The sequence below is a fragment of the Bordetella genomosp. 13 genome (assembly GCF_007679965.1).
GTDB lineage: Bacteria > Pseudomonadota > Gammaproteobacteria > Burkholderiales > Burkholderiaceae_B > Bordetella.
The window spans coordinates 829,491-851,930 of sequence record NZ_VEHL01000001.1; the positions used below are offsets into that span (position 1 = coordinate 829,491).

The window sequence follows — 22,440 nt, forward strand, 5'->3', positions numbered from 1 at the left end:
TTATTAGGAGTCTTTGCCATGTCGTCCGATACATCGCTTGCCGCCGGCGCCGGCGTGCCGGTCCACCACCGCTACGAACAGGTCGGTGACGTGAGAATGTTCTACCGGGAGGCGGGCGACAAGGCCGCGCCGACGGTGCTTCTGCTGCACGGGTTTCCCACGTCGTCGCTGATGTACCGCAACCTGATTCCGCTGCTGGCGGACCGGTACCACGTCATCGCGCCGGACCTGCCGGGCTTCGGTTTCACCGAGGCGCCGGACCGGGGGCGTTATGCCTACACCTTCGACCAGCTTGCCCTCACTGTCGAGCAGTTCACGGTGCAATTGGGCCTGGACCGGTACGCGCTGCAGGTCTTCGACTACGGCGCGCCGGTAGGGTGGCGCCTGGCGGCGGCGCATCCCGAGCGCGTCAGCGCCATCGTTTCGCAGAACGGCAACGCATACGAAGAAGGGCTTGGCGACGCGTGGAATCCCATCCGGAAGTATTGGTCGGAGCCATCCGGGAAGAACCGAGACGCGCTGCGCGAGTTCCTGACGCCGGAGGCGATCAAGTGGCAGTACACGCATGGCACCGCCGATCCGAGCCTGATCGCACCGGAGACCCATGGCCTGGATGCCTTGCTGGTCGGACGCCCGGAGAAACTGGAGATCCAGCTGGACCTGTTCCTGGACTATGCGTCGAACGTGGCGAAATATCCGGAGTTCCAGGCCTATTTCCGCAAGCATCAGCCTCCGCTGCTGGCGGTGTGGGGCAGGAACGATCCGTTCTTCCTGCCCGCCGGCGCGCAGGCCTGGAAGCGCGACATTCCCGGGGCGGACGTGCGCTTCTTCGATACCGGCCACTTCGCGCTGGAGACGCATCACGCCGAGATCGGCGCCGCCATCCGCGCTTTCCTGGACGCGAACGTCCGGTGACGGCGCGCGCCGGCCCGGCGACGATCACGCGTCGAACAGGGCCCGGTTCCGCTTGAATGCGTCTTCGAGGTGGCGCATCACGGCGCGCACCGGTCCCGCCTTGCGGTCCTGGCCGCGGATCAGCAGGAAGATCTCCCGGGGTGTGGGCACGGGCGTCAGTGCGCAGGGCCGCAATTCGGGAAGCTGCCGCCCGATGTAGTGCGGCAGCAGCGCGATGCCCGCGCCTTCCCTGGCGGCCGTGGCCTGCAGCACCTGATTCTCCGCCCGGAATGCGACGTGCGCGCGCGGGAAATGCTGCGCGAGCCAGCGGGCCTCGGGGATATCCGAATTCTGCTCGTCGAAGCCGACGAAGGGCGTCCTTCGTCCTTGCAAGGCCTCCGTGCATCGCGCATCGGTGCCGTAGAAGCCGAAGGCCATATGACCGACCGGGGTGGCGATCAGGTCGCCATCGGCGGGCTTGCCGACCCGCACGGCGATGTCCGCGCGGCGCCGTTCCAGGCTGATGGCTCGCAGGTCCGTCGCCAGGTCTATCCCCAACTTCGGGTGCACGGCCGTGATCCGGGCCAAGTGCACGGAAAGGAATGCGTGAGCCAGCGCGGGAGGCGCATTGACACGCACCACGCCCCGCAGTTCTCCGTCGTCGCCCTGGTCGGTGGTCCGCAGCTGCTGCGCGGCGGATTCCATGCCGGTCGCGGCCTGCATGGCGGCCTCGCCGGCGGGTGTCAGAAGGTATCCGTCCGGCCGGCGTTCGACCAGCTTGCGCCCCATGCTGTCCTCCAGGGACTGGATGCGCCGCGCAATGGTGGCGTGGGTGACGCGCAGCGCGCGGGCTGCGGCCGACAGGCTGCCATAGCGGCCCAGCGCGAGAAAGACGCGCACGTCTTGCCAGTCGATGTCTGTGCTCTTTCGATCAGTCACGTTCATACCTGTGCATTTCTCATCAGCCGTTGTGCGAGGATAGCGGCTACCGCCCCTGGTGCGTCATCTCTACGCTGTGCACAGCATCGGAAAACCGATGTGCCCATCGATAGATACCAGGAGCTTCATCATGACCATCAAGAAAGTCGCCATCGTCACCGGCGCGTCGCAAGGCATCGGCGCCGGCATCGTCCAGGCGTATCGCAACCAGGGTTACGCCGTCGTGGCCACCTCGCGCACGATATCTCACTCGACGGACCAGGACGTCCTGGCCGTGGCCGGCGACATCCGCGAGCGGGCCGTCGCGCAACGCGTGCTGAAGGCCGCGCTGGACCGGTACGGCCGCGTCGACACGCTGATCAACAACGCCGGCATCTTCATCGGTAAGCCGTTCGTCGAATACACCGCGGACGACTTCCGCAACATGCTGGACGTCAACCTGGCCGGGTTCTTCCACATCACGCAGCTCGTCCTGCCGCGGATGCTGGAGCAGGGCACGGGTCACATCGTGCAGATTACGACTACGCTGGTGCACCAGGCGATCGCCGGCGTTCCCGCCGGCCTGGCCATGCTGACCAAGGGCGGCCTGGACGCGGTGACGCGCGGCTTGGCCATCGAATATGCGCAGGCCGGCGTGCGGGTGAACGCGGTGGCGCCGGGCATCATCAAGACGCCCATGCACGCGCCGCAGAAGCACGAGGCGCTGGCCGGCATGCATCCCATGGGCCGCATGGGCGAGGTCTCGGAGATCGCCGACGCGGTCATGTACCTGGAGAACGCCACCTTCGTGACGGGCGAGACCATCAACGTCGATGGCGGCCAGCACGCGGGCCGCTGGTAAGGAGCGCGACCATGCCTTACGTGAACATCAAGGTGACGCGCGAAGGCACGTCGCCCGGCGCCAGCGCGACGACGCCGGAACAGAAGCGCGCGTTGATCGAAGGGGTGTCGGCCCTGCTGTACGACGTCATGGGCAAGCCGCTGGAATCGACCTTCGTGGTGATCGAGGAGGTCGATCTCGACAGTTGGGGCGTGGGCGGCATGCCGACATTGCAATGGCGGGAGCGCGCCAAGGGTTCGCCGGCGTGATCCGCCGTTGCGGGGACGGGTGGCTGGATTCGTTTTTTCAGTCTTCGTCGGCTAATTTCATGCAGAATTTGCCCATGGTCGGCTATCCTGCGCCCTGGGCTGATATTGCTGGTAACCCCCATTAACACTTCCACGCCCCGTCTCCGCCCAAGCCCGCTAGGATGTAACGCATCGGCATCAGGCCAACCTGCATAGTCATTTCCACGTCGGCCTGTTCCGAAGGCGGCGGCGCCCTCAGCGCCGAGACAACCCTAGCAGGGAGGCCCGAATGAAAAGAATCAGCAGTGGAAATGTCGGACTGGACACGATCCTGAACGGCGGCCTACCTCCTCGGCATCTGTATCTCCTCGAAGGCGCGCCGGGTTCCGGCAAGACCACCCTGGCGCTTGAATTCCTGCGTGCCGGGGTCAAGCAGGGCGAACGCGCCCTGTACGTGACGCTGTCCGAGACCCGCGACGAACTGGCCATGGTGGCCGAATCCCACGGCTGGAGCATCGATGAGTTCGAGATCTTCGAACTGAGCGCGGTCGATGAGGTCATCGGCGATGGTCGCCAGCAGTCCATTCTCCATCCCTGGGAGATGGAGCTGGGCGAGACCATCCGGTTGATCCAGCAGGAGGTCGATCGCGTGCAGCCCCAGCGCGTGGTGTTCGACAGCCTGTCCGAGATGCGCCTGCTGGCGCACGACCCCATGCGCTATCGCCGGCAGGTGCTGGCGTTGAAGCAGTTCTTCGCCGGCCGCAATTCGACGGTGATCCTGGTGGACGACATGACCGGGATGGACGGCAGGCAGGATTCCGACCTGCACAGCCTGTGCCACGGCGTCATCACGCTGGAGCGCCTGTCGCTGGACTATGGCCCGTCACGCCGGCGCCTGCACGTGCAGAAGCTGCGCGGCGTCGACTTCCTCGCCGGCTATCATGATCTCGCCATCCGCACGGGCGGGCTGGACATCTATCCTCGCCTGGTGGCGGCCGACCACCATGACGAGTATTCCGGCGAATCCATCGCCAGCGGCGTGGCCGAGCTGGACGCGCTGCTCAATGGCGGTCCGCGGCGCGGCACCAGCATGCTGATCACCGGGCCGGCGGGCACGGGCAAGACCACCATCGCGCTGCAATACGTGCAGGCGGCCTGCAATCGCGGCGAACGCGCCACCATCTTCGAGTTCGACGAGCGCGTCGGCACGCTGCAGCAGCGCGCGCAGGCCTTCAACATGAATATCCGCGGCCAAGTGGAGAGCGGCTGCCTGTCGATCCAGCAGATCGATCCGGCGGCCTTGTCGCCCGGCGAGTTCGCGGCGCGCGTGCGGCGGGAGGTGGAGCAACGCGGCGTGAAGCTGCTGGTGATCGACAGCCTGAACGGCTATATGGCGGCGATGCAGCACGAGAAGCAGCTCATCCTGCAGATTCACGAACTGCTGTCGTACCTCAGCCAGAAGGGCATCGTCACGTTCCTGATCAATCCGCAGCAGGGCCTGCTGGGGTCGATGGCCACCAATCTGAACATTTCCTACGTGTCCGACGTGGTGCTGATGCTGCGCTTCTTCGAGGCGGGCGGACGGATGCGCAAGGCGATCTCCGTGGTGAAGAATCGGGGCGGGCCACACGAGGATGCGATCCGCGAACTGCGGATCGATTCCAGCGGGGTCCGCGTCGGAGAGCCGCTGACCGCCTTCCGTGGCATCATGACCGGAACGCCGGAATACACTGGCGATCCGAGGCCCTTGATGGAATCCAGGTAGCACGATGGACAGCGCGGCGTGGGAAGGCAGGCAGATACTGGTCTGCGCGCCATATGGCCGGGACGCGGAGAGCGTGTCGAAATTGCTGCTGGACGAAGGCTACCGGGCGGCGGTGCATGGCGACCTGATGTCCCTGGCCGCCGCGCTGGACGAGCAAGTCGGGGTGGTGCTGCTGACGGAAGAGGCGCTGCGGTCGGGGGCCGATGTCCTGCAGGCCGCGCTGCTGCGGCAACAGGACTGGTCGGACATCCCCTTCGTGTTGCTGGCGGCCCAGCGCACCACGCGCACGCGCTCGGTGGAGTTCGTGTATACCCAGCTGCGCACCTGGTTCAGCAACGCGATCGTGCTGGAGCGGCCCTTGGGCCGCAAGTCGCTGTTCAGTGCGATCGATTCCGCGCTGCGGTCCCGCCAGAAGCAGTTCGAGATGCGCGACCGCCTGGTCGAGCGTGACCGGGCGCGCGTCGAGCTTGCCGAGAGCAACGAACGCCTGTTGCTGGCCGCGGACGCGGCCGAGATCGGCTTCTGGAGCGTCGATCCGGCCACTGATGCGCTGGATGGGTCGCCGCGCGTGCGGGCGATGTTCGGCATCGATCACCCCCACGACCTGTCGCTGGAAGACCTGCGCAGGGCACTGCACCCCAACGACGCGCCCGACGCGGAGCGGGGATACGCGGCCGCCTGCGATCCCGCGCGCCGCGCGCCTTACGACGTCCAGTTCCGCACCGTGGGCAGGGACGGCACGGTGCGCTGGGTGGCGGCCAAGGGCCGCGGCCTGTTCGACGACGCGGGCATGTGCGTGCGTGTCATCGGCACCGCCATCGACATCACCGCGCTGAAGTCCGCCGAGCTGGAGCTGCGCTCGCTGAACGAGACGCTGGAGGAACGCGTGCGGGAGCGCACCGACCGGCTGATGCAGGCCGAGGCCGCGCTGCGCCAGAGCCAGAAGATGGAGGCCGTGGGTCAGCTGACCGGCGGTATCGCGCACGAATTCAACAACATGCTGACGGGTGTGATCGGCGCCATGGACATCATGCGCCGGCGGCTGAGCGCTGGCCGCACCGACGGGCTGGAACGCTACATGGAGGCTGCGTCGACCTCAGCGCAGCGCGCCGCCACGCTGACCGCGCGCTTGCTGGCCTTCTCGCGCCGGCAGTCGCTGGATGCCCGGCCGCTGGACGCGTCCGAGTTGCTGCGCTCGCTGGAAGACCTGCTGCGGCGCACGCTGGGCGAACGCATCGACCTGCGCATCGTCACCACATCCGGCATGCCCTTTGCCGTGGCGGATGCGAACCAACTGGAAAGCGCGATTCTCAACCTCGTCATCAACGCGCGCGACGCCATGCCCGACGGCGGACAGCTCACCGTCGAGGCCAAGCCCGTGGACATCGGACCGGACTACGCGCGGGTCAATCCCGAACTGGGCATCGGGCGCTATGTGGTGGTCACGGTGTCGGATACCGGCGTGGGCATGGCGCCCGAACTGCTGGAGAAAGTCTTCGAGCCCTTCTTCACCACCAAGGCGGTGGGGCAGGGCACCGGACTGGGGCTGTCGATGGTGTATGGCTTCGCGCGGCAATCCGGGGGCCAGGTCCGCATCCACAGCGAACTGGGCGTGGGAACCTCGGTATCCCTGTATCTGCGCAGCGCGCAGGCCGAGCCCAAGGCGGATGACGCGCATGCCGGGCAGGAGACGCCGCAGGGCGCGGGCGAACTGGTGCTGGTGGTGGAGGACGACCCCTCGGTGCGGCTGTTGATCAAGGACGTGCTGGAAGAGCTGTCCTATCAGCCGCTGGAGGCCGCCGAAGCCGATTCCGCGCTGGCCATCCTGCAATCCGACAGGCCGATCCGCCTGATGGTGTCCGACGTGGGCCTGCCGGGCATGAACGGCCGCCAGTTGGCCGAGGTGGCGCGGCAGCATCGGCCCGACCTGCCGATCCTGTTCGTGACGGGGTACGCGGAGAACGCGGCGATCCGGGCGGGCTTCCTGGGCACCAACATGGCCATGATCACCAAGCCGTTCGCACTGGAGGCCCTGGCGGCGAAGATCTCCGAGATGCTGGCCTCGCAGCGGTAGGATCGATGCGGCGGCTCAGGCCGCCGCGACGTGTTCCGGCCAGCGCACCTCGGGCACGCAGTTCAACGCCGGCCTGGCGAACAGGTAGCCCTGGAAGCGCTTTACCCCGGCGGCCTGCAGCCAGCACCACTCCTCGATCGATTCCACGCCCTCGGCCACCGGCGTGATGCCCATGGCGGTGCAGGCCTGCAGCATGGCGCGCACGATGGCCTGGCGCGGCCCGTCGACGTGGATGCCCTGGATGATGCTGCGATCGATCTTCAGCTTGTCCGGCTGGAATTCCGCCAGCAGCGACAGGCCCGCGAAGCCCGCGCCGAAGTCGTCGATCGCCACGCCGATGCCCGCCTTGCGCAACCGCGTGATGGCGGCGCGGAACGCGTCGAGGCACGAGATGGCTTCTTCCTCGGTCACTTCGACGATGACCTGGCCGGGCGACAGGCCGCTTGCGGAGATCTGCGCCAGCAGGCTTTCCACCGCGTCGGGTATCGCGATCAGCGACATGGGGAACAGATTGACGGACAGCTTGATGTCCTTCTTGATGCCCAGCCGGCGCGCCAGCTGGAAGGCGCAGGCCTTGGACTGCAGGTCGGCCAGGTAGCGTTGTGCGTCCGGCACGTTTGCGAAGAACTGCTGGGGCGAGCCGCCGTCGTGGCTGCGGATCAGGAATTCGAACGACGTGATGTTGTGGCACAGCGGCTCGACGATGGGCTGCAGCGCGAACTGATAGGCCTGTCCGGGAACGACGTGTTGCGCGTTGGCGGGCTGCGCGGCGCTGCCGGCGATGCGCCATTTGCGGGCGTCCTCGCCTTCGACGATGTGGTCCGTCCAGCGCGCCGTGGCGTACTCCTGCAGGATCTTCAGGACCCGGTCGTCGCTGCTGGCCAGGTTCGTGACTGCCGTCATTTTTTCTAGGATGGCGGACAGCACGCTTTCCGGGCCACGGTCGCGCAGGTCGAGCATGGACATCTGGTCGCCCGCGAAGCGGCGGATCGGCGCGTGGTCGCGCAGCAGTTGCACGACGTTGTCGTGCCTGGGGTCGCGCTTGATGGCGTCGAACAGGCCTTGCAAGGCCTCGTCGGGGCCTTCGAGCAGTTGCACGAAGTGGCGACCATCGAACAGCAGGATGCCGGTGATGCGCATCGCGGCATTGCGCACGCGGGCGCCGCGCAGCAGTTGTTCGAGGTCTTCGTTGCGCAGCGGCTCATGGATGCGGCTGCGGTAGATCAAAGTAGAAAGCACGGCGTCCCTTGGAAGCGCAATCGGGGGCGTGGGCGCCAAATCGCTAAACAACAGCTGAATGATAGCTCGCGCGGCGGCGGCGCGCGGCCCCGGTGCATCAACGGTTGCCAATTGGCTTGCAGCGCGACGTGTTTTGTTGCCAAAGCGCCGCAATCGGCCTTCGATCCTGCAAATCTGGCGATGGGTTCCTGCATCTTCGATGCTTCGCTGGCTGCATGGCGGTCCAGGCCGGCCTTGATGATGAAGCCCAGGCACGCCGCGTGCTGAAGAAACGGTTCCAATCAACAGGCGAGGAGCCCGTTATGAAGACCCGCAAATACGTGACCGAAGTGCTGGCCGCTGCTCTGGTAGCCGGTGGAATGACGCTGGGCGGTGCCGCCATGGCGCAGTCGTCGTCGGCAGAACGTGCCGCCACGCCGCCCAATACGCCCTCGAAGACGCCGAACGATTCGACGGCTGCCCAGCCCAATGCCCCGACCGCCCCGGGCGTCCAGCCGGCCGCTCCGACCGGTCCGGCGCCCACGGGCTCGTCCACGACCGGCGACGGCTCCATGAAGCACGGCGGCTCGTCCATGGGTCATGGCAGCACGAACTCGTCCAAGTCGGGCTCGCACGACAACCGTGCCGGCTCGTCGACGGGCAGCAGCAGCGCGCCCTCGAGCGGCGGCCCGGGCTCGCCCGCCGGTTATCCGCAGACCGGCGGCTCGAAGTAATTCCTGCCACACGGTAGCGGTAAAACTGCGAGGCGTCACCCGCGAGGGGACGCCTCGTTCTGTCGTTCGCGCGTTGCCGACACGAGACGCGCAGCGCGGCGGCCTCGACCGGCAGCCCGGGAGGTCAGCCCTGCATCAAGCGCATGCGGAAACGCCTGCCCTTGATGTTGCCGTTGCCGAGCTTGGCGCAGGCGGCCTTGGCGATGCTGCGTTCCAGCGCGACATACGTCACCTGATCGCCCACGTTGATCTTGCCGACCTGTTCCTTGGACAGGCCGGCATCGCCCGTCAGCGCGCCCAGCAGGTCGCCGGGCCGCAATTTTTCCTTCTTGCCGCCCAGGATCACCATGGTGACCATCGGCGCGCGCAGCGGCACGCTGGAGGCCGCGGTGAATTTCTGCAGGTCGGACCAGCGCAGCGGCTTGCCCTGGTATTGCTCGATCTGGTTCGCGGCCTGCATCTCGTGCGGGGCGCAAAGGGTCAGCGCCAGGCCATTCTCCTGGCCGCGTCCCGTGCGGCCGATGCGGTGCACGTGCACCTCGGGATCGCGCGTGACGTCGACGTTGATGACGGCGCCCAGCGCGGGGATGTCCAGGCCGCGCGCGGCCACGTCGGTGGCCACCAGCACCGAGCAGCTCTGGTTGGCGAATTGGATCAGCACTTCGTCGCGGTCGCGCTGTTCCAGGTCGCCATGCAGCGCCAATGCGCTGACGCCTTGCGCGCGCAGGTCGTCGGCCAGTTCGCGGCATTGCGCCTTGGTGTTGCAGAAGGCCAGGGCCGAGACCGGGCGGTAGTGATTCAGCAACTGCGCCACCGCCGCGTTGCGGCCGTCGGGGGCGATCTCGAAGAAGTGCTGCTCGATGCGCGAGGCGTCGTGCTGGGCCTCGACGCGGATCTCGGCGGGATTGCGCAGGAAGCGCGCGGCGTTCTTGCGGATGTCGTCGGGATAGGTGGCCGAGAACAGCAGCGTCTGGCGCTTGGGCGGGCAGGCCGACACGATGCTGGCCACGTCGTCGAAGAAGCCCATGTCGACCATGCGGTCGGCCTCGTCCAGCACCAGCGTGCGCAGCGCACTGAGATCGATGGTGGCGCGTTCCAGGTGATCGATGAGGCGTCCCGGCGTGCCGACCACGATGTGGGCTCCATGCTGCAGGGATTCGACCTGCGGGCGGATGGGCGTGCCGCCGGCCAGGGTCAGGATCTTGATGTTGGCCTCGGCGCGAGCCAGGCGGCGCAATTCCTGCGCGACCTGGTCGGCCAGTTCGCGCGTGGGGCAGATCACCAGCCCTTGCAGCGCGAAGCGCGTGGCCTCCAGGGTATGCAGGATGCCCAGCCCGAAGGTGGCGGTCTTGCCGCTGCCGGTCTTGGCCTGCGCGATCAGGTCGCGCCCTTCGAGGATGAGCGGCAGGCTTTGCGCCTGGATCTCGGTCATCTCTTTGTAGCCGAGGCTGTCGAGGTTGCCGAGCTGCGCCGGCGACAGGGGCAGGCTGGAAAAGGAGAGGGAAGTCACGGTAGCGGCCGCCAGCGGGGTAAAGCCGGAAGTCTAGCAGGCGGGGTGCCCGCGACCCTCAGCCGAACTTGCGCGCCGCGTCCAGCGCCAGGCCCGCGCCGATGCTGCCGAACAGGTCGCCTTCCACGCTGCGCGCCCGCGGCACCAGGGCCGACACGCTTTCGCGCAGGCGCGGCACGCGGCTCGAGCCGCCGGTGAAGAACACGGTGTCCACGGCGTCCAGCGGTACGCCCGCGTCGCGCAACAGGGCCGCCACTGTGGTCTCGATGCGGCCGACCAGGCCGCCCACCGCCGTGTCGAAGGCCGGCCGGGTCACGTCCACGTGGCGTCCGGGGGCGATGCGCGACAGGTCGATCTTCGCTTCCGACTCTTCGGACATCGCGATCTTGGCTTCTTCCACCTGGTAGGCCAGCCAATGCCCGGCGCGCTGCCTGATGACCTCCATGAGCAGGTCCACTTTCTCGCGTTCGGCGGACTGCAGGCGCAGCGTGGCCAGCTGGTCGACCGCCTTGCGCGCGTAGATGTTGTTGATGGTGTGCCAGCAGGCCAGGTTGCGGTAGGGCGTGGACGGCATGTCCTTGCCGCTGCGCAGCTGCGTGCCCAGGCCCAGCAGCGGCATGACCTGCGCCAGGCTCAGCTGCATGTCGAAGTCCGATCCGCCGATGTGCACGCCGCCGTGCGCCAGGATGTCCTCGCGGCGGTCGGTCTTGCCTGCGCGCTGGGGCCCCAGGCGGATCAGCGAGAAGTCGGACGTGCCGCCGCCGATGTCGATGACCAGCACCAGTTCCTCTCGGTCGATCTGCGACTCGTAGTCGAAGGCCGCGGCCAGGGGCTCGAACTGGAATTCGATGTCGATGAAGCCCACGCTGCGCGCGATCTCGCCCAGGGTGTCCTGCGCCAGTTGGTCGGCAGCCGGATTGTCGTCGACGAAGTACACCGGGCGGCCCAGCACCACGCGCGTGAAAGGGGTGCCTGCGGCGGTCTCGGCGCGGCGCTTCAGCTCGCCGATGAAGCGGGTCAGCAGCACGCGGAACGGCAACGCGCGGCCCTGCACCTCGGTGTGGCCATCCATCAGCGAGCTGCCCAGCAGGCTTTTCATGGCGCGCATCAGGCGACCGTCGTAGCCTTCCAGGTAGTCGGCCAGGGCCGCGCGGCCATAGCTGACGTCGTCGTCTTCATCGTGGAAGAAGATGGCCGAGGGCAGAGTAGGTTTGCCGTCTTCCAACTTAAGCAGGGTATGGTGGCCGGGACGGCTCCAGCCCACCGTCGAGTTGGAGGTGCCGAAGTCCAGGCCGCATGCGGGGAAGGTCATCAAAAGCGGGGTGTTCAAGCGTAGGGCGCACAAGTGTAGCCGCAAGCCTGCATGCGGTTTCGTCGCCGCAGCGGCGATGCGTCCCCAAACTGCGCCGGCCCCGCGAGGGGGCCGGTATGCCACGCTGCAGTCGGAGGCCGCCCGTGTCCATCGGACAGGGGCGGGCCGGGCAGGCTTACACGCTGGCGGCCTTCAGGTTGGTCTGCGCTGCGGCGATGCCGCCGAGCTTGTCGTCGGCGGCCTTTTCCTCGGCCATCGTTTCCTTCAGCAGCTTCAGGGCGTCGTTCATCCCCAGCAGCTTGGCGTAGGTGCACAGGGTGCCGTAGCCGGCGATCTCGTAGTGCTCCACCTTCTGCGCGGCGGCGATCAGGGCCGCGTCGCGCACGGGGCCTTCTTCCACTTCCTCGATCACTTCAGCGCCTTCTTCGACCAGGCCTTCCATGGCCATGCATTTCATGCGCTTGAGCTTGAAGTCGCTGGCTTCGACGATGCGGTCGATGCGCTCGACCTGGCCCTGGGTCTCTTCCAGGTGCGAACGGAAGGCTTCCGCCAGCTTGGGATCGCTAGCCGCGCGCGCCAGCTTGGGCAGGGCGCGGGTCAGTTGCTTCTCGGCGCTGTAGATGTCCGACAGTTCGTGGATGAACAGGTCTTGAAGGGTCTTGATTTTGGCCATTGCTTGCTCCCAAAAAGAGATGTGTGCGGGACGATTCGTCCGAAGATCATCTAGCAACCGGCGTACCCGGCCCAGGACGGCATCGCGGCCTGATAGCTACTTGTTTTGCCACGCCGCCGCCGCGCCCAGCAGCCGGTACAGCTGTGGCGCCGCACTTGACAGGCTGTCCCTGAATTGCGGCTGCAGCGAGCCCATGTCCGCACTCAGACAGCGCAACAGGGTGTGGATGTCGGTCGCGTCCAGTTCGACGCTGTAGTCGTACTGCCCTTCCCGGGCCGGGTCGAGGCAGCAGTGGATGCGCAAATCTATTCCGGTGCCGCCATCCGTTCCCCGTATGACCATCGCGCTGCTGGCATAGGCACTGGTGATGGCGTCCACGGGGCTGTTGAGCCGGTTCGCCGTGCTTCGGGATATCTTCATTACGTCTACCTCATCGCCTGGTGTGGATCGGACTGCTGAGCGGGAGATAGCCGATGGCCGGCCGCGATTGTCCCAGTGGGAATCCGCCGCACCCGGCGTGCCCGAGGGCATCGGCGGCATAGCGGGTCACAGCCACGGGGGCGGCGGCAACTATTACAACGGGCAGTGGAGCGATTGCGCGGGGGCCTCGAGGCCGCGCGGACAGCGCGTCGGCAGGCGTCATCCGCCAGCGGCGCGATCAGCGCAACGCCGCCTCGATCTGCTGCAGGTCCTGCGCCGCCTGCACGCGCATCAGGCTGAGCAGGTCGCGCGAGTGGCGCGACAGCGGCTTGCCCGGCCGGTAGACCAGCAGGGAACGGAACGCCACGTCGATGTCCAGCCGCTTGATCACCAGGCCGCGGGGCAGGTAGTCCACCGCGCTCATCGGGTGGATGAGGCCGACGCCCATGCCTCGCAGGACCAGTTCGCAGACCGAGAACGCATAGGGCGTCTCCAGCGTGGCGCGCAGCGACAGCCCGCGCGCGTTCAGGGTGGTCTCGAGCCGCCGCCGGCTGGCGTCCTCGGGGTTGAGGGCGATGAAGTCCTGCTCGACCAGTTCCTCGAGCGACACCTTCTTGCGCGAGGCCAGCGGGTGCGCCGCCGTCATGGCCAGCACGCCCGGGAGCTCGATGAACGGCGAGTGCTCCAGGCCCATGACCGCGATCTCGTCGGCCATCAGGCCGAAATCGAGCTGGCCCGCGACGACCTGCTGCATGACCTCGCGCGAGCTGAGGATCTGGAACGACATCTGCACGTTGCGCGCGGCGGGGTTGAAGGCGGCGATGCAGCGCGGCATGAAGCCCACGCCCAGCGCCGGCAGCGAGCCGATCGCCATGCGGCCCACGCCGAACGATTTCAGGCTGCGGATGCGGTGCTCGATCTGCTCGAAGCCGGCGAAGCAGCGGTCCACCTCGATCAGCAGCGCGTCGGCCTCCTGCGTGGGGACCAGCCGGTTGCGCACGCGGTCGAACAGCGCGAGCCCCGCGTCGGTCTCCAGCCGCCGGATGGCCTGGCTGACCGCGGGCTGCGAGATGTCCAGCACCACGGCGGCCTTGCTGGTGGTGCCGGCGCGCATCACGGCCCTGAAGATCTGGATGTCGCGCATGTCCATATCTATAACCCCTGCTTCTAGTTTGAGTACTTTTGATTGTTGAAATCATAGTTCGCCCGGACCACACTGCGCCATCCCCGCTGACTTTCCAAAGAAAAAACGGATTCCACCGATGGCCCATTCTCCCGACGTTCCCGCCGCCCCCGGGCGCGCCTTCGCCAGCCTGTCGCCCGCCGTGTGGCGCGGATCGACGGTGGTGTTCGATTCGATCGACGACTTCGCGGCGCGCAAGCACCGCCAGCCCGACGGCTTCAGCTATGGCATCACGGGCACGCCCACGGCGCGCCTGCTGGAGGACCGCATCGCCGCGCTGGAGAACGGCAAGCATTGCGTGATCACGCCGTCGGGCGCTTCCGCGCTGATGACGGTGGTGATGGCCTATGTGCGCGCCGGCGACCACGTGCTGCTGTCGGCGGCCTGCTATGGCTCGCTGGTGGCGCTGGCCGACAAATGGCTGGCCAAGCTGGGGGTCGAGGTGGAGTACTACTCGCCCCTGGCCGGCGCCGACATCGAGGACCTGATCCGGCCGAATACCCGCATGATCTGCCTGGAATCGCCGGGCAGCCTGACGATGGAGATGTGCGACGTGCCCGCCATCGCGGCCGCCGCGCGCCGCCACGGCGTGCTGACGATGATGGACAACACCTGGGCCAGCCCGCTGGGCTTCAGGCCGCTGGACCACGGCGTGGACTTCAGCGTGGAAGCGGCCACCAAGTTCTTCAGCGGCCATTCCGACGTGCTGATGGGCAGCATCGCCATGACGGATGCCGGCCACTATGCCATCCTGCGCGAGGCGCAGAGCACGCTGGGCCAGCAGGTCAGCCCCGACGACTGCTTCCTGGTCCTGCGCGGCCTGGAAACCTTCCCGCTGCGGCTGCGCGCCCAGGGCGAGACGACGCTGCGCATCGCCAGCTGGCTGGAGAACCAGCCGCTGGTGGAGCGCGTCTGGTATCCGCCCCTGGCCAGCGATCCCGGCCATGCGCTGTGGAAGCGCGACTACCGCACCAACGGCTGCCTGTTCTCGCTGCAGCTGGCGCCGGCCGACGAGAAGGCCTATCACGCCTTCTTCAATGCGCTGACGCAGTTCTCGATCGGCGCCAGCTGGGGCGGCGTGCACAGCCTGGCCGCGTTCTATCCGGCCGAGCTGCAGCGCCGGCGCCGGTTTCCCGCCACTGACCAGCCCATGATCCGCCTGGCGATCGGCCTGGAGGACGGCGACCTGCTGCAGTCCGACCTGCAGGCCGCGCTGGCGGCATTCGGCGCGCAGCGCGGCTGACGATTTTTTGCAGTACCCACGGCGAGGCACTTCGCCGCAGACAACGACACGGCAAGAGGGAAAACATCATGAAACTGACGCTACTGAAGAACGTGGCGGGCCTGGCCGCGATGGCCGCCCTGTGGTCCGCCGCGCCCACCGCGCAGGCCGACACGCTGCAAACCGTGATGAAGGACCACAAGGTCACCATCGGCATCCACAACCGGCAGCCGTGGGGCTTTCGGACCGATGACGGCAGCGCGGCGGGCTTCCACCCTGACCTGATCCGCGCTGCCTTCCAGCGCATCGGCGTGACGCAGGTCGACTTCGTCATCACGGAGTTCGGCGCGCTGATCCCGGGCCTGACCGCGGGACGCTTCGACATGGTGGCGTCCGGCATCGCGATCACGCCCGAGCGCTGCAAGGTGGTGATCTTCAGCGAGCCCGACCTGGCGGTGGGCGACAGCCTGATCGTGAAGAAGGGCAACCCGCTGAAGATCCACAGCTACGCGGACATCAAGGCAAATCCCAGGATCCGCCTGACCGGCGGGCGCGGCACCTTGAACTCCAAGAACGCGCTGGATGCCGGCGTGCCCGCATCGCAACTGACCTACCTGGCGGATGCGCAGGCCCAGCTGTCGGCCATCCTGGCCGACCGCGTCGACGCGGCCACGCTGTCCGCGCCCAGCGTGGTGGGCCTGCTGCAGGATCCCAAGCTGCAGGGCGTCGAGCGCGCCGCGCCCTTCACGGGCCTGGTGCGCGACGGCGTGCCGGCCATGATGTACACCGCCATCGCCTTCCGCGCCGACGACACCGCGCTGCGCGATGCCTACAACAAGGAGCTGGCCGCGCTGAAGGCCGAGGGCGCGGTGGACAAGCTGCGCGCCAAGTACGGCTTCACCGACGACGACAAGGCGAACGACGCGGTGACGACGGCCCAGGTCTGCGCGGGCAAGTACTGACGGCCGGCACGGATACCGCCATGGAAAGTCTCGACATCCTTGCCGGCATTCTCGAAGGGTTCAAGGTCACGGCGCTGGTCACGCTCTACGGCATGGCCTGGGCCGTGCCCTTCGCCCTGGTCACCGGCGTACTGCAGTACTTCACCCGTGGCGGCGCACGCCTGGCGGTGACGTGCCTGATCGAGTTCTGGCGCAGTTCGCCCGTGCTGATCCTGCTGTTCGTGCTGTATTACGCCTTGCCCAACTTCGGCATCCGGTTCTCCAGCATGACGGTGGGCGCGATGGCGCTGGGGCTGAACATCGGCGGCTACGGCAGCCAGGCGGTGCGCGCGGCGCTGCAGTCGCTGGACCGCGGGCAGGTCGAGGCCGGCCGCGCGCTGGGCCTGCACCGCCTGCACATCCTGGGCCTGATCGAACTGCCGCAGGCGCTGGCCGCGATGATGCCGACGTTCGTCAACCAGTTCATCCAGCTGGTCAAGGGCACGGCCATCGTGTCGCTGATCACGCTGACAGACATGACGTTCCGCGCCAAGCAGATCGCGGATGCGCAATACAACCCGATCGGCGTGTACACCTCGCTGATGCTGGCGTACCTGATCGTGTGCTACCCGGCCACGCTGCTGGGGCGCTATCTGGAACGGCGCGTGAGCATCGCGCACAGGGGCAGCCGTGAAATTTGATCTCGACTTCGCGCTGTCGGTCGTGCCGACCATCCTGAGCGGACTGGGCACGACGCTGTGGATCGCCGTGGCGGCCTCGCTGTGCGCGGCGGTGCTGGGCTTCGTGATGGAGGTCTTGCGGCGCAGCAACCGCTGGCTGGGCTATGCGATGCGCTTCCTGATCGACGCGATCCGCTCCACGCCCGTGCTCGTGCAGCTGTACTTCATCTTCTTCGTGCTGCCCTTCTATGGCGTGACGCTGCCGGCGACCGCGTCGGGCGTGCTGGGGCTGGCGGTGTACTACAGCGGCTACCTGGCCGAGGTGTTCAAGGGCGGCATCGACAGCATCGACTCGGGCCAGTTCGAGGCGGGCAAGGCCCTGGGCCTGCGGCGCCGCGACGTGATCATCTCGGTGATCCTGCCGCAGATGCTGCGCAACGTGGCGGCGCCGATGGGCAATTACTTCGTCTCGTGCCTGAAGGCCACGCCGTACCTGGCGGTGATCGCCGTGCCGGAGATGCTGGGCCTGGCGATGGAGGTGGGTGCCAATTCCTTCCGTTATGCCGAGCCCATGATTGCCGTGGGGATCATCTTCCTGGTCCTGGCGCTGGGCATCAATTACCTGGTGCGCCTGCTGGAGCGCCGGTTGCACGTCGCGCATCAGCGCTGAGACCGTACGAGGAGCACACGACATGAATTCCACGACAAGCATGCCCGCCGTGCGCATCAGCGGCCTGCAGAAATGGTATGGCAAGTTCCAGGCGCTGCACGACGTCGACCTGGACGTGCGGCCCAACGAGCGCGTGGTCATCTGCGGCCCGTCGGGTTCGGGCAAGTCCACGCTGATCCGCTGCATCAACCAGCTGGAGACGCACGACGGCGGCACCATCGACGTCAACGGCCAGCGGGTGGGCGCCGCCGGCTGCAAGCTGCACCTGGTGCGCCGGGACATCGGCATGGTGTTCCAGCACTTCAATCTGTTCCCGCACCTGACCGTGCTGGAGAACTGCACGCTGGCGCTGCGCAAGGCGCGCGGCATGTCCGCCGCGCAGGCGCGCGAGGTGGCCTGCCACTACCTGGGCCGCGTGCGCATCCCCGAGCAGCAGGACAAGTACCCTGGCCAGCTGTCCGGCGGCCAGCAGCAGCGGGTGGCCATCGCCCGCGCGCTGTGCATGAGCCCGAAGGTGATGCTGTTCGACGAGCCGACCTCGGCGCTGGACCCCGAGATGATCAAGGAGGTGCTGGAGGTGATGACGGACGTCGCGCGCGAAGGCATGACCATGATCTGCGTGACGCACGAGATGAACTTCGCGCGCACGGTGGCCGATCGCGTCGTGTTCATGGACGCCGGCCGCATCGTCGAACAGGCCGATCCGCAGACCTTCTTCAGCGCGCCCACGCATCCGCGCGCCCAGCAATTCCTCAGCCAACTACTCTGACCACGCGTTCCAAGGACACTGCCATGGCGGAACCCAGCCGCATCTGGACCCACATCGATTTCAACCTGGACGGCAAGCAGTCCGGCACGCTCAACGTTCCGCATTCGGTGGACCTGTCGGCCTATGCCATGGTGCAGATTCCCATCGTCTGCATCCGCAACGGCGAGGGCCCGACGGCGCTGCTGACGGCGGGCAACCACGGCGACGAGTACGAAGGACAGATCGCGCTGCGCAACCTGGCGCGCGAGCTGGACCCGGCCACGCTGCGCGGCCGCGTCATCATCGTGCCCTCGCTGAACTATCCGGCCGTCGAGGCCGGTCGGCGCGTCTCGCCCATCGACGAGGGCAACCTGAACCGCCTGTTCCCGGGCCGCGCGGCCGGCGGCATCACGGACATGATCGCCCACTACGTCGACAGCGTGCTGTTCCCGCTGTCCGACCTGGTCATCGACCTGCATTCTGGCGGCCGGTCGCTGGATTATTCGCACACGGCATTGGCGCAGCGCGTCGCCGATCCGGCGCAGGACCAGGCGCTGCGCAAGCTGCTGGACGTATTCGGCGCGCCGCACAGCGTGCTGACCAACGGGGCCGGCGGCGGCGGCGCGACGACCTTGTACGCGGCGGCGGCCAAGCGCGGCATTCCCGCGCTGACCACCGAACTGGGCAGCGGTGCGACGCTGGATCCGCAAGGGTTGTCGATCGCCGAACAGGGCACGCGGCGGGTACTGAGGCACTACGGCATCGCGCCGGAGCTGGCCTGCCAACCCGCGGGCGGCTCGAAGCTGCTGCGTTCGCTCGGCCCGCGCCATGCCATCTACGCGCCGTGCGCCGGCATGGTGGAGCCGTTGGCCAAGGCCGGCGAGGCGGTGCGCGAAGGACAGCCGGCTCTGCGGCTGTATCGCCTGGAGGACCCGCTGGCCGAGCCGCTGACGCTGCGTTTCAACATCGACGGCATCGTGTCGTGCCGGCGCTTTCCGACGCTGTGCGCGCGGGGGGATGGGCTGTTCCATCTGGCGGCGCCGCTGGAGTGACGGATAGCCATTGCTTGAAGCAGCCTGATTTCCTGGTCCTGGGCAACGCGCGGAGATGATGCACGGCTCGCGCGGCATCCGCGGCGCCAGCCCCAGGCCTCATGCCGTGGCCGCCGTCTGCAAGGCCTGCAGGAAGGCCAGCAGGCGGCGCTCTTCCGCTGCCAGGCCGCGCGGCGTGTCCGGCGCCCGCGCGTCGGCCGCCAACGTTCCTTCCAGGTACGCCTCCATCACCGCGGGATGGATGTAGCAGGAGCGGCAGACGGCCGGCGTGTTCGCCAGCCGCTGCGCCACGCGCTTGATGACTTCCGTCAGCTGCTTGCGCAAGGCGGTGACAGACCTTTCCTCGCCCTCGACCTGCGCGATCTGCATGCGCAGCGCCGCATAGGCGTACAGCGTGCCCGCCCACGTGCGGTAGTGCTTGGCCGTGAAGTCCGCGCCGCTGGCTTCGCGCAGATAGTCGTTGACCAGATCGGAGTCCACCGCGCGCGGTTCTCCCGACTCGTCCAGATAATGGAATAGCTGCTGCCCGGGCAGGTCCAGGCAGCGGCGCACCAGGCGCGCGATGCGCCGATCGGCCACGGTCACGTCGTGCGGCACGCCGCTCTTGCCGACGAAGCGCAGGCGGATGCGGTCGCCCGCGACCTGGGCATGGCGGCGCGTCAGCGTGGTCAGGCCGAACGACTGGTTGGCGCGGGCGTACTCGCGCGATCCGATCCGGATGCGGGTCAGCTCCAGCAGCCGCACCAGTGTGGCGGCGACCTTGTCGCGAGGCAGGCCGGGCAGGGCCATGTCGCGCTCGATGCGGGCGCGGATGCGCGGCAGGCACAGGCCGAATTCCGCAAGCTGCCCGTACTTCTGCGCGTCCCGCACCTGCGTCCAGTCCGCGTGGTAGCGGTATTGCTTGCGTCCGCGGGCGTCGCGGCCGGTGGCCTGGATGTGGCCTTGCGGGTCCGGGCAGATCCACACGTCGGTATAGGCGGGTGGAATCGCCAGGGACTGGATGCGCTGCACCTTGGCGGGGTCCGTGATGCGCTTGCCGTGCGTGTCGAAGTAGTGGAAGGTCTTCGCGTTGACGCGGCGGCGCCGATAGCCGGGGCGGCTGTCGTCGGCATAGACCAACCCGGCGCTCAGGGCCGGCGGCAGGGGCAGGGTCTCGGGTGCGTTCATGGCGAGCCGTTTAGCAAGCCGCGTGCCCGTGGGCATGGCGCTTGCGTCGTTCGTGCGTCGCGGCGCGCGCGGCCCCGGCGCGCCGTGTCGCATCCTTTGAACGGGGCCATGCACCAGGAGCAGCAAAAATGGCAACACGCAAAGATCTGACCGTCGCGATTCTGGCCGTCGACGGCTTCGAGCAGGTGGAACTGACCGGCCCGCGCGATGCGCTGCAGGCGCAGGGCGTGCGTACGGTGCTGGTCTCGGCCCGCACCGAACCCATCCTGGGCATGCATCACGACAAGCCGGGCGACCGTTTCGACGTGGACCTGACCTTCGTGCAGGCAGAGACCGAGACCGGCAATTTCGACGCGCTGCTGCTGCCGGGCGGCGTGGTCAACGCCGACGAGATCCGCATGCAGCCCAAGGCGCAGGCCATCGTGCGGGCGATGATGCAGGCCGGCAAGCCGGTGGCGGTGATCTGCCACGGCGGGTGGCTGATGATCTCGGCGGGCGTGGTGCGCGGCCGCAAGATGACGAGCTGGCCTTCGCTGCAGGACGACCTGCGCAATGCGGGCGTCGACTGGGTGGACCAGGAGGTGGTGGTGGACGGCAAGCTGGTGTCCAGCCGCAAGCCGGACGACATCCCGGCCTTCAACCGCGAGTTCATCAAGCTGCTGCAGGGCGCGCAGGGCTGAGGCCGAGACCCGCGCGGTGATCGCGTGCAGGCTGCGGCCGCCCCGCCGATGCCGCGCGGCAGATGCCTCGATCACGCCTCCAGCTGTTTGCGGATGTCCTTCAACGCGTACTGCAGCATCTCTTCGATGGTGGGGTGATAGAACGGCATGTCCAGCAGCTGCTCGGCCGTCTGGCCGGCCTGGATGGCCCAGGCGAGCAGGTGCGCCAGATGCTCGCCACGCGTGACCACCATGCTCGCCCCCAGCAGCTTGCCCGTCCTGGGCTGCGCATAGACGCGCAGCAGGCTGTCCGTGGCGCCCATGATGCGGGCGCGGCCGTTCTCGTCGCCAGGCCCCTGGCCGACCAGCGCGTTCTGCTTTTCCGCTTCGTCGTAGGGCATTCCCACGGCGCACACATCAGGATCGGTGAAGACGATGGACAGGACGGGATGCCGCTTCAGTTCGGCGGGCGCCCGCCCGCGCACGTGGGCCAGCGCCGCCTTGCCGGCGGCCACGCCTTCGTCGACGGCTTCGTGCAGCAACGGCCGGTCGGGGTAGACGTCGCCCGCGAAGAAGATGCCCGGCTGGCCGGCGGTCAGGCGGGACGCGTCGATACGGGGTTGCGCCTTGTCATCCAGATCCAGACCCGCGGCGGGCAGGTCCAGGTCCTCCACGTTCGGCTTGCGGCCCGTGGCCACCAGCAGGCGGTCCACGATGGCCTGGCGGCCCGCCTGCCGCAACCGCACGGCGTCGCCGTCCGGGTCGGCTTCGACGGGGGCGCCGAGCCATAGCTGCATCAGGGAACCGAAATGGGTCTGCGCGCGGCGCTGGACCTCGGGGTCCTTGGCGCCGCCGACGCCGTCCTGCTGGTCCGCGCCGATGACCTCCAGCCCCAGGCGGGCCAGCGCAACGCCCATTTCCAGCCCGATGGCGCCCATGCCCAGCACGCCGATGCGGCTGGGCAGGGTATCCAGTTCGAACAGGGTATCCGTGGTCAGCAGCCTGTGCTGCAACGGTCTCAAGGCTTCGGGGATGACCGGGCTGGACCCCGTGCAGACGACGAAGGCCCGCGCCCGGATGCGCGTGTCGCCGGCCTGCAGGGTGTCGGGCGCGACGAAGCGCGCCTGCTCCATGATGAGGCGGTCGCCCGCGGCGCGGCGCGTGTTGTCCGCGGCGCTGCTCGCCAGCTCGTCGCGTATGGCGCGGGCCTGCTGCCACAGCACGCTGGGCGACACCGTGAGGTCGGCCGGATCGGCGACCAGCCCGCGGGCGGTGGACCAGCGCGCCGCGGCGTGCAGCGCGGCCTTGGAAGGCATGCAGCCGACCCGCGCGCAGGTGGTGCCCAGTGGCCCGCGGTCGACCTGCAGCACGTTCACGCCGGCGGACTTCAGCACGTGAAAGGCGTTTGCGCCGGCCGTGCCCGCACCGATCACCACCGCATCGACATCCATCGTCTTCATCACGATTCTCCTGTGTCAGTCCGGCCTGCCGCCCAGGGACGCCAGGCACGG

The 22,440-nt window shown here is 67.8% G+C and carries 22 protein-coding genes; 13 read left to right on the plus strand and 9 right to left on the minus strand.

Annotation, left to right across the window (positions count from 1 at the left end; translation table 11 throughout):
* The first annotated feature begins 18 nt into the window (after positions 1-18).
* A complete protein-coding gene (locus tag FS845_RS03840; RefSeq protein WP_144630788.1) occupies positions 19-915 on the plus strand; it encodes an alpha/beta fold hydrolase in 897 nt (298 codons plus the stop codon).
* A gap of 24 nt (positions 916-939) precedes the next feature.
* Here the strand turns inward: FS845_RS03840 and FS845_RS03845 are convergent, their stop codons facing one another.
* Positions 940-1,839: a LysR family transcriptional regulator gene (locus FS845_RS03845; protein ID WP_260986132.1), complete on the minus strand. Its 900-nt coding sequence runs from the start codon at positions 1,837-1,839 to the stop codon at positions 940-942.
* Between the two features lie 121 nt (positions 1,840-1,960).
* On the opposite strand from FS845_RS03845, the gene FS845_RS03850 reads away from it, so the two are divergent.
* The 4 genes from FS845_RS03850 to FS845_RS03865 all read left to right on the plus strand — a co-directional run bounded on the left by FS845_RS03850 (position 1,961) and on the right by FS845_RS03865 (position 6,740).
* Positions 1,961-2,674, plus strand: a complete 714-nt coding sequence (locus tag FS845_RS03850) for an SDR family NAD(P)-dependent oxidoreductase (protein WP_144631266.1) — start codon at positions 1,961-1,963, stop codon at positions 2,672-2,674.
* 11 nt (positions 2,675-2,685) lie between these two features.
* Positions 2,686-2,922: a tautomerase family protein gene (locus FS845_RS03855; protein ID WP_144630789.1), complete on the plus strand. Its 237-nt coding sequence runs from the start codon at positions 2,686-2,688 to the stop codon at positions 2,920-2,922.
* 268 nt (positions 2,923-3,190) lie between these two features.
* On the plus strand, positions 3,191-4,666 hold the full coding sequence (locus tag FS845_RS03860) for an ATPase domain-containing protein (RefSeq protein ID WP_144630790.1): 1,476 nt from the start codon (positions 3,191-3,193) through the stop codon (positions 4,664-4,666).
* A 73-nt stretch (positions 4,667-4,739) separates the two neighbouring features.
* Positions 4,740-6,740: an ATP-binding protein gene (locus tag FS845_RS03865; RefSeq protein WP_222129952.1), complete on the plus strand. Its 2,001-nt coding sequence runs from the start codon at positions 4,740-4,742 to the stop codon at positions 6,738-6,740.
* A gap of 15 nt (positions 6,741-6,755) precedes the next feature.
* Here FS845_RS03865 and FS845_RS03870 read toward each other — a convergent pair whose 3' ends face one another.
* Positions 6,756-7,979, minus strand: a complete 1,224-nt coding sequence (locus tag FS845_RS03870; RefSeq protein WP_144630792.1) for a diguanylate phosphodiesterase — start codon at positions 7,977-7,979, stop codon at positions 6,756-6,758.
* Between the two features lie 302 nt (positions 7,980-8,281).
* Between FS845_RS03870 and FS845_RS03875 the strand changes: the two genes are divergently transcribed.
* Positions 8,282-8,692: a hypothetical protein gene (locus tag FS845_RS03875; protein WP_144630793.1), complete on the plus strand. Its 411-nt coding sequence runs from the start codon at positions 8,282-8,284 to the stop codon at positions 8,690-8,692.
* A 124-nt stretch (positions 8,693-8,816) separates the two neighbouring features.
* Here the strand turns inward: FS845_RS03875 and dbpA are convergent, their stop codons facing one another.
* The 5 genes from dbpA to FS845_RS03900 all read right to left on the minus strand — a co-directional run bounded on the left by dbpA (position 8,817) and on the right by FS845_RS03900 (position 13,757).
* A complete protein-coding gene (gene dbpA, locus FS845_RS03880) occupies positions 8,817-10,202 on the minus strand; it encodes an ATP-dependent RNA helicase DbpA (protein ID WP_144630794.1) in 1,386 nt (461 codons plus the stop codon).
* 58 nt (positions 10,203-10,260) lie between these two features.
* Positions 10,261-11,514, minus strand: coding sequence for an Hsp70 family protein (locus FS845_RS03885; RefSeq protein ID WP_144630795.1), 1,254 nt, complete (start codon positions 11,512-11,514; stop codon positions 10,261-10,263).
* A 175-nt stretch (positions 11,515-11,689) separates the two neighbouring features.
* Positions 11,690-12,187 (minus strand): ferritin-like domain-containing protein, encoded by a 498-nt coding sequence (locus FS845_RS03890; protein ID WP_144630796.1) that lies wholly within the window; start codon positions 12,185-12,187, stop codon positions 11,690-11,692.
* Positions 12,188-12,283: 96 nt separating this feature from the next.
* The gene (locus FS845_RS03895) at positions 12,284-12,607 is read right to left on the minus strand and encodes a hypothetical protein (RefSeq protein WP_144630797.1); all 324 of its coding nucleotides are present in this window, start codon (positions 12,605-12,607) and stop codon (positions 12,284-12,286) included.
* Positions 12,608-12,845: 238 nt separating this feature from the next.
* A complete protein-coding gene (locus tag FS845_RS03900) occupies positions 12,846-13,757 on the minus strand; it encodes a LysR substrate-binding domain-containing protein (RefSeq protein WP_144630798.1) in 912 nt (303 codons plus the stop codon).
* Between the two features lie 112 nt (positions 13,758-13,869).
* Between FS845_RS03900 and metC the strand changes: the two genes are divergently transcribed.
* The 6 genes from metC to FS845_RS03930 all read left to right on the plus strand — a co-directional run bounded on the left by metC (position 13,870) and on the right by FS845_RS03930 (position 19,103).
* Positions 13,870-15,033 carry a cystathionine beta-lyase gene (metC, locus tag FS845_RS03905; RefSeq protein ID WP_144630799.1) on the plus strand — a complete coding sequence of 388 codons (1,164 nt, stop codon included), beginning with the start codon at positions 13,870-13,872 and terminating at the stop codon, positions 15,031-15,033.
* 68 nt (positions 15,034-15,101) lie between these two features.
* Positions 15,102-15,974 carry an ectoine/hydroxyectoine ABC transporter substrate-binding protein EhuB gene (ehuB, locus tag FS845_RS03910; RefSeq protein ID WP_144630800.1) on the plus strand — a complete coding sequence of 291 codons (873 nt, stop codon included), beginning with the start codon at positions 15,102-15,104 and terminating at the stop codon, positions 15,972-15,974.
* 20 nt (positions 15,975-15,994) lie between these two features.
* On the plus strand, positions 15,995-16,654 hold the full coding sequence (locus FS845_RS03915; RefSeq protein ID WP_144630801.1) for an amino acid ABC transporter permease: 660 nt from the start codon (positions 15,995-15,997) through the stop codon (positions 16,652-16,654).
* Entirely contained in the window at positions 16,644-17,303 is a 660-nt protein-coding gene (gene ehuD / locus FS845_RS03920; protein ID WP_144630802.1) for an ectoine/hydroxyectoine ABC transporter permease subunit EhuD, read from the plus strand. Before FS845_RS03915 ends, ehuD begins: the two co-directional genes overlap by 11 nt.
* Before the next feature lie 22 nt (positions 17,304-17,325).
* The gene (locus FS845_RS03925) at positions 17,326-18,072 is read left to right on the plus strand and encodes an amino acid ABC transporter ATP-binding protein (RefSeq protein ID WP_144630803.1); all 747 of its coding nucleotides are present in this window, start codon (positions 17,326-17,328) and stop codon (positions 18,070-18,072) included.
* A gap of 23 nt (positions 18,073-18,095) precedes the next feature.
* Positions 18,096-19,103 carry a succinylglutamate desuccinylase/aspartoacylase family protein gene (locus tag FS845_RS03930; RefSeq protein ID WP_144630804.1) on the plus strand — a complete coding sequence of 336 codons (1,008 nt, stop codon included), beginning with the start codon at positions 18,096-18,098 and terminating at the stop codon, positions 19,101-19,103.
* A 99-nt stretch (positions 19,104-19,202) separates the two neighbouring features.
* Here FS845_RS03930 and FS845_RS03935 read toward each other — a convergent pair whose 3' ends face one another.
* A complete protein-coding gene (locus tag FS845_RS03935; protein ID WP_222129953.1) occupies positions 19,203-20,270 on the minus strand; it encodes a DNA topoisomerase IB in 1,068 nt (355 codons plus the stop codon).
* Between the two features lie 128 nt (positions 20,271-20,398).
* Between FS845_RS03935 and FS845_RS03940 the strand changes: the two genes are divergently transcribed.
* Positions 20,399-20,950: a type 1 glutamine amidotransferase domain-containing protein gene (locus FS845_RS03940; protein WP_144630806.1), complete on the plus strand. Its 552-nt coding sequence runs from the start codon at positions 20,399-20,401 to the stop codon at positions 20,948-20,950.
* Between the two features lie 71 nt (positions 20,951-21,021).
* On the opposite strand, the gene FS845_RS03945 is transcribed toward FS845_RS03940, so the two are convergent.
* Entirely contained in the window at positions 21,022-22,389 is a 1,368-nt protein-coding gene (locus FS845_RS03945; protein WP_144630807.1) for a dihydrolipoyl dehydrogenase, read from the minus strand.
* Between the last annotated feature and the right edge of the window lie 51 nt (positions 22,390-22,440).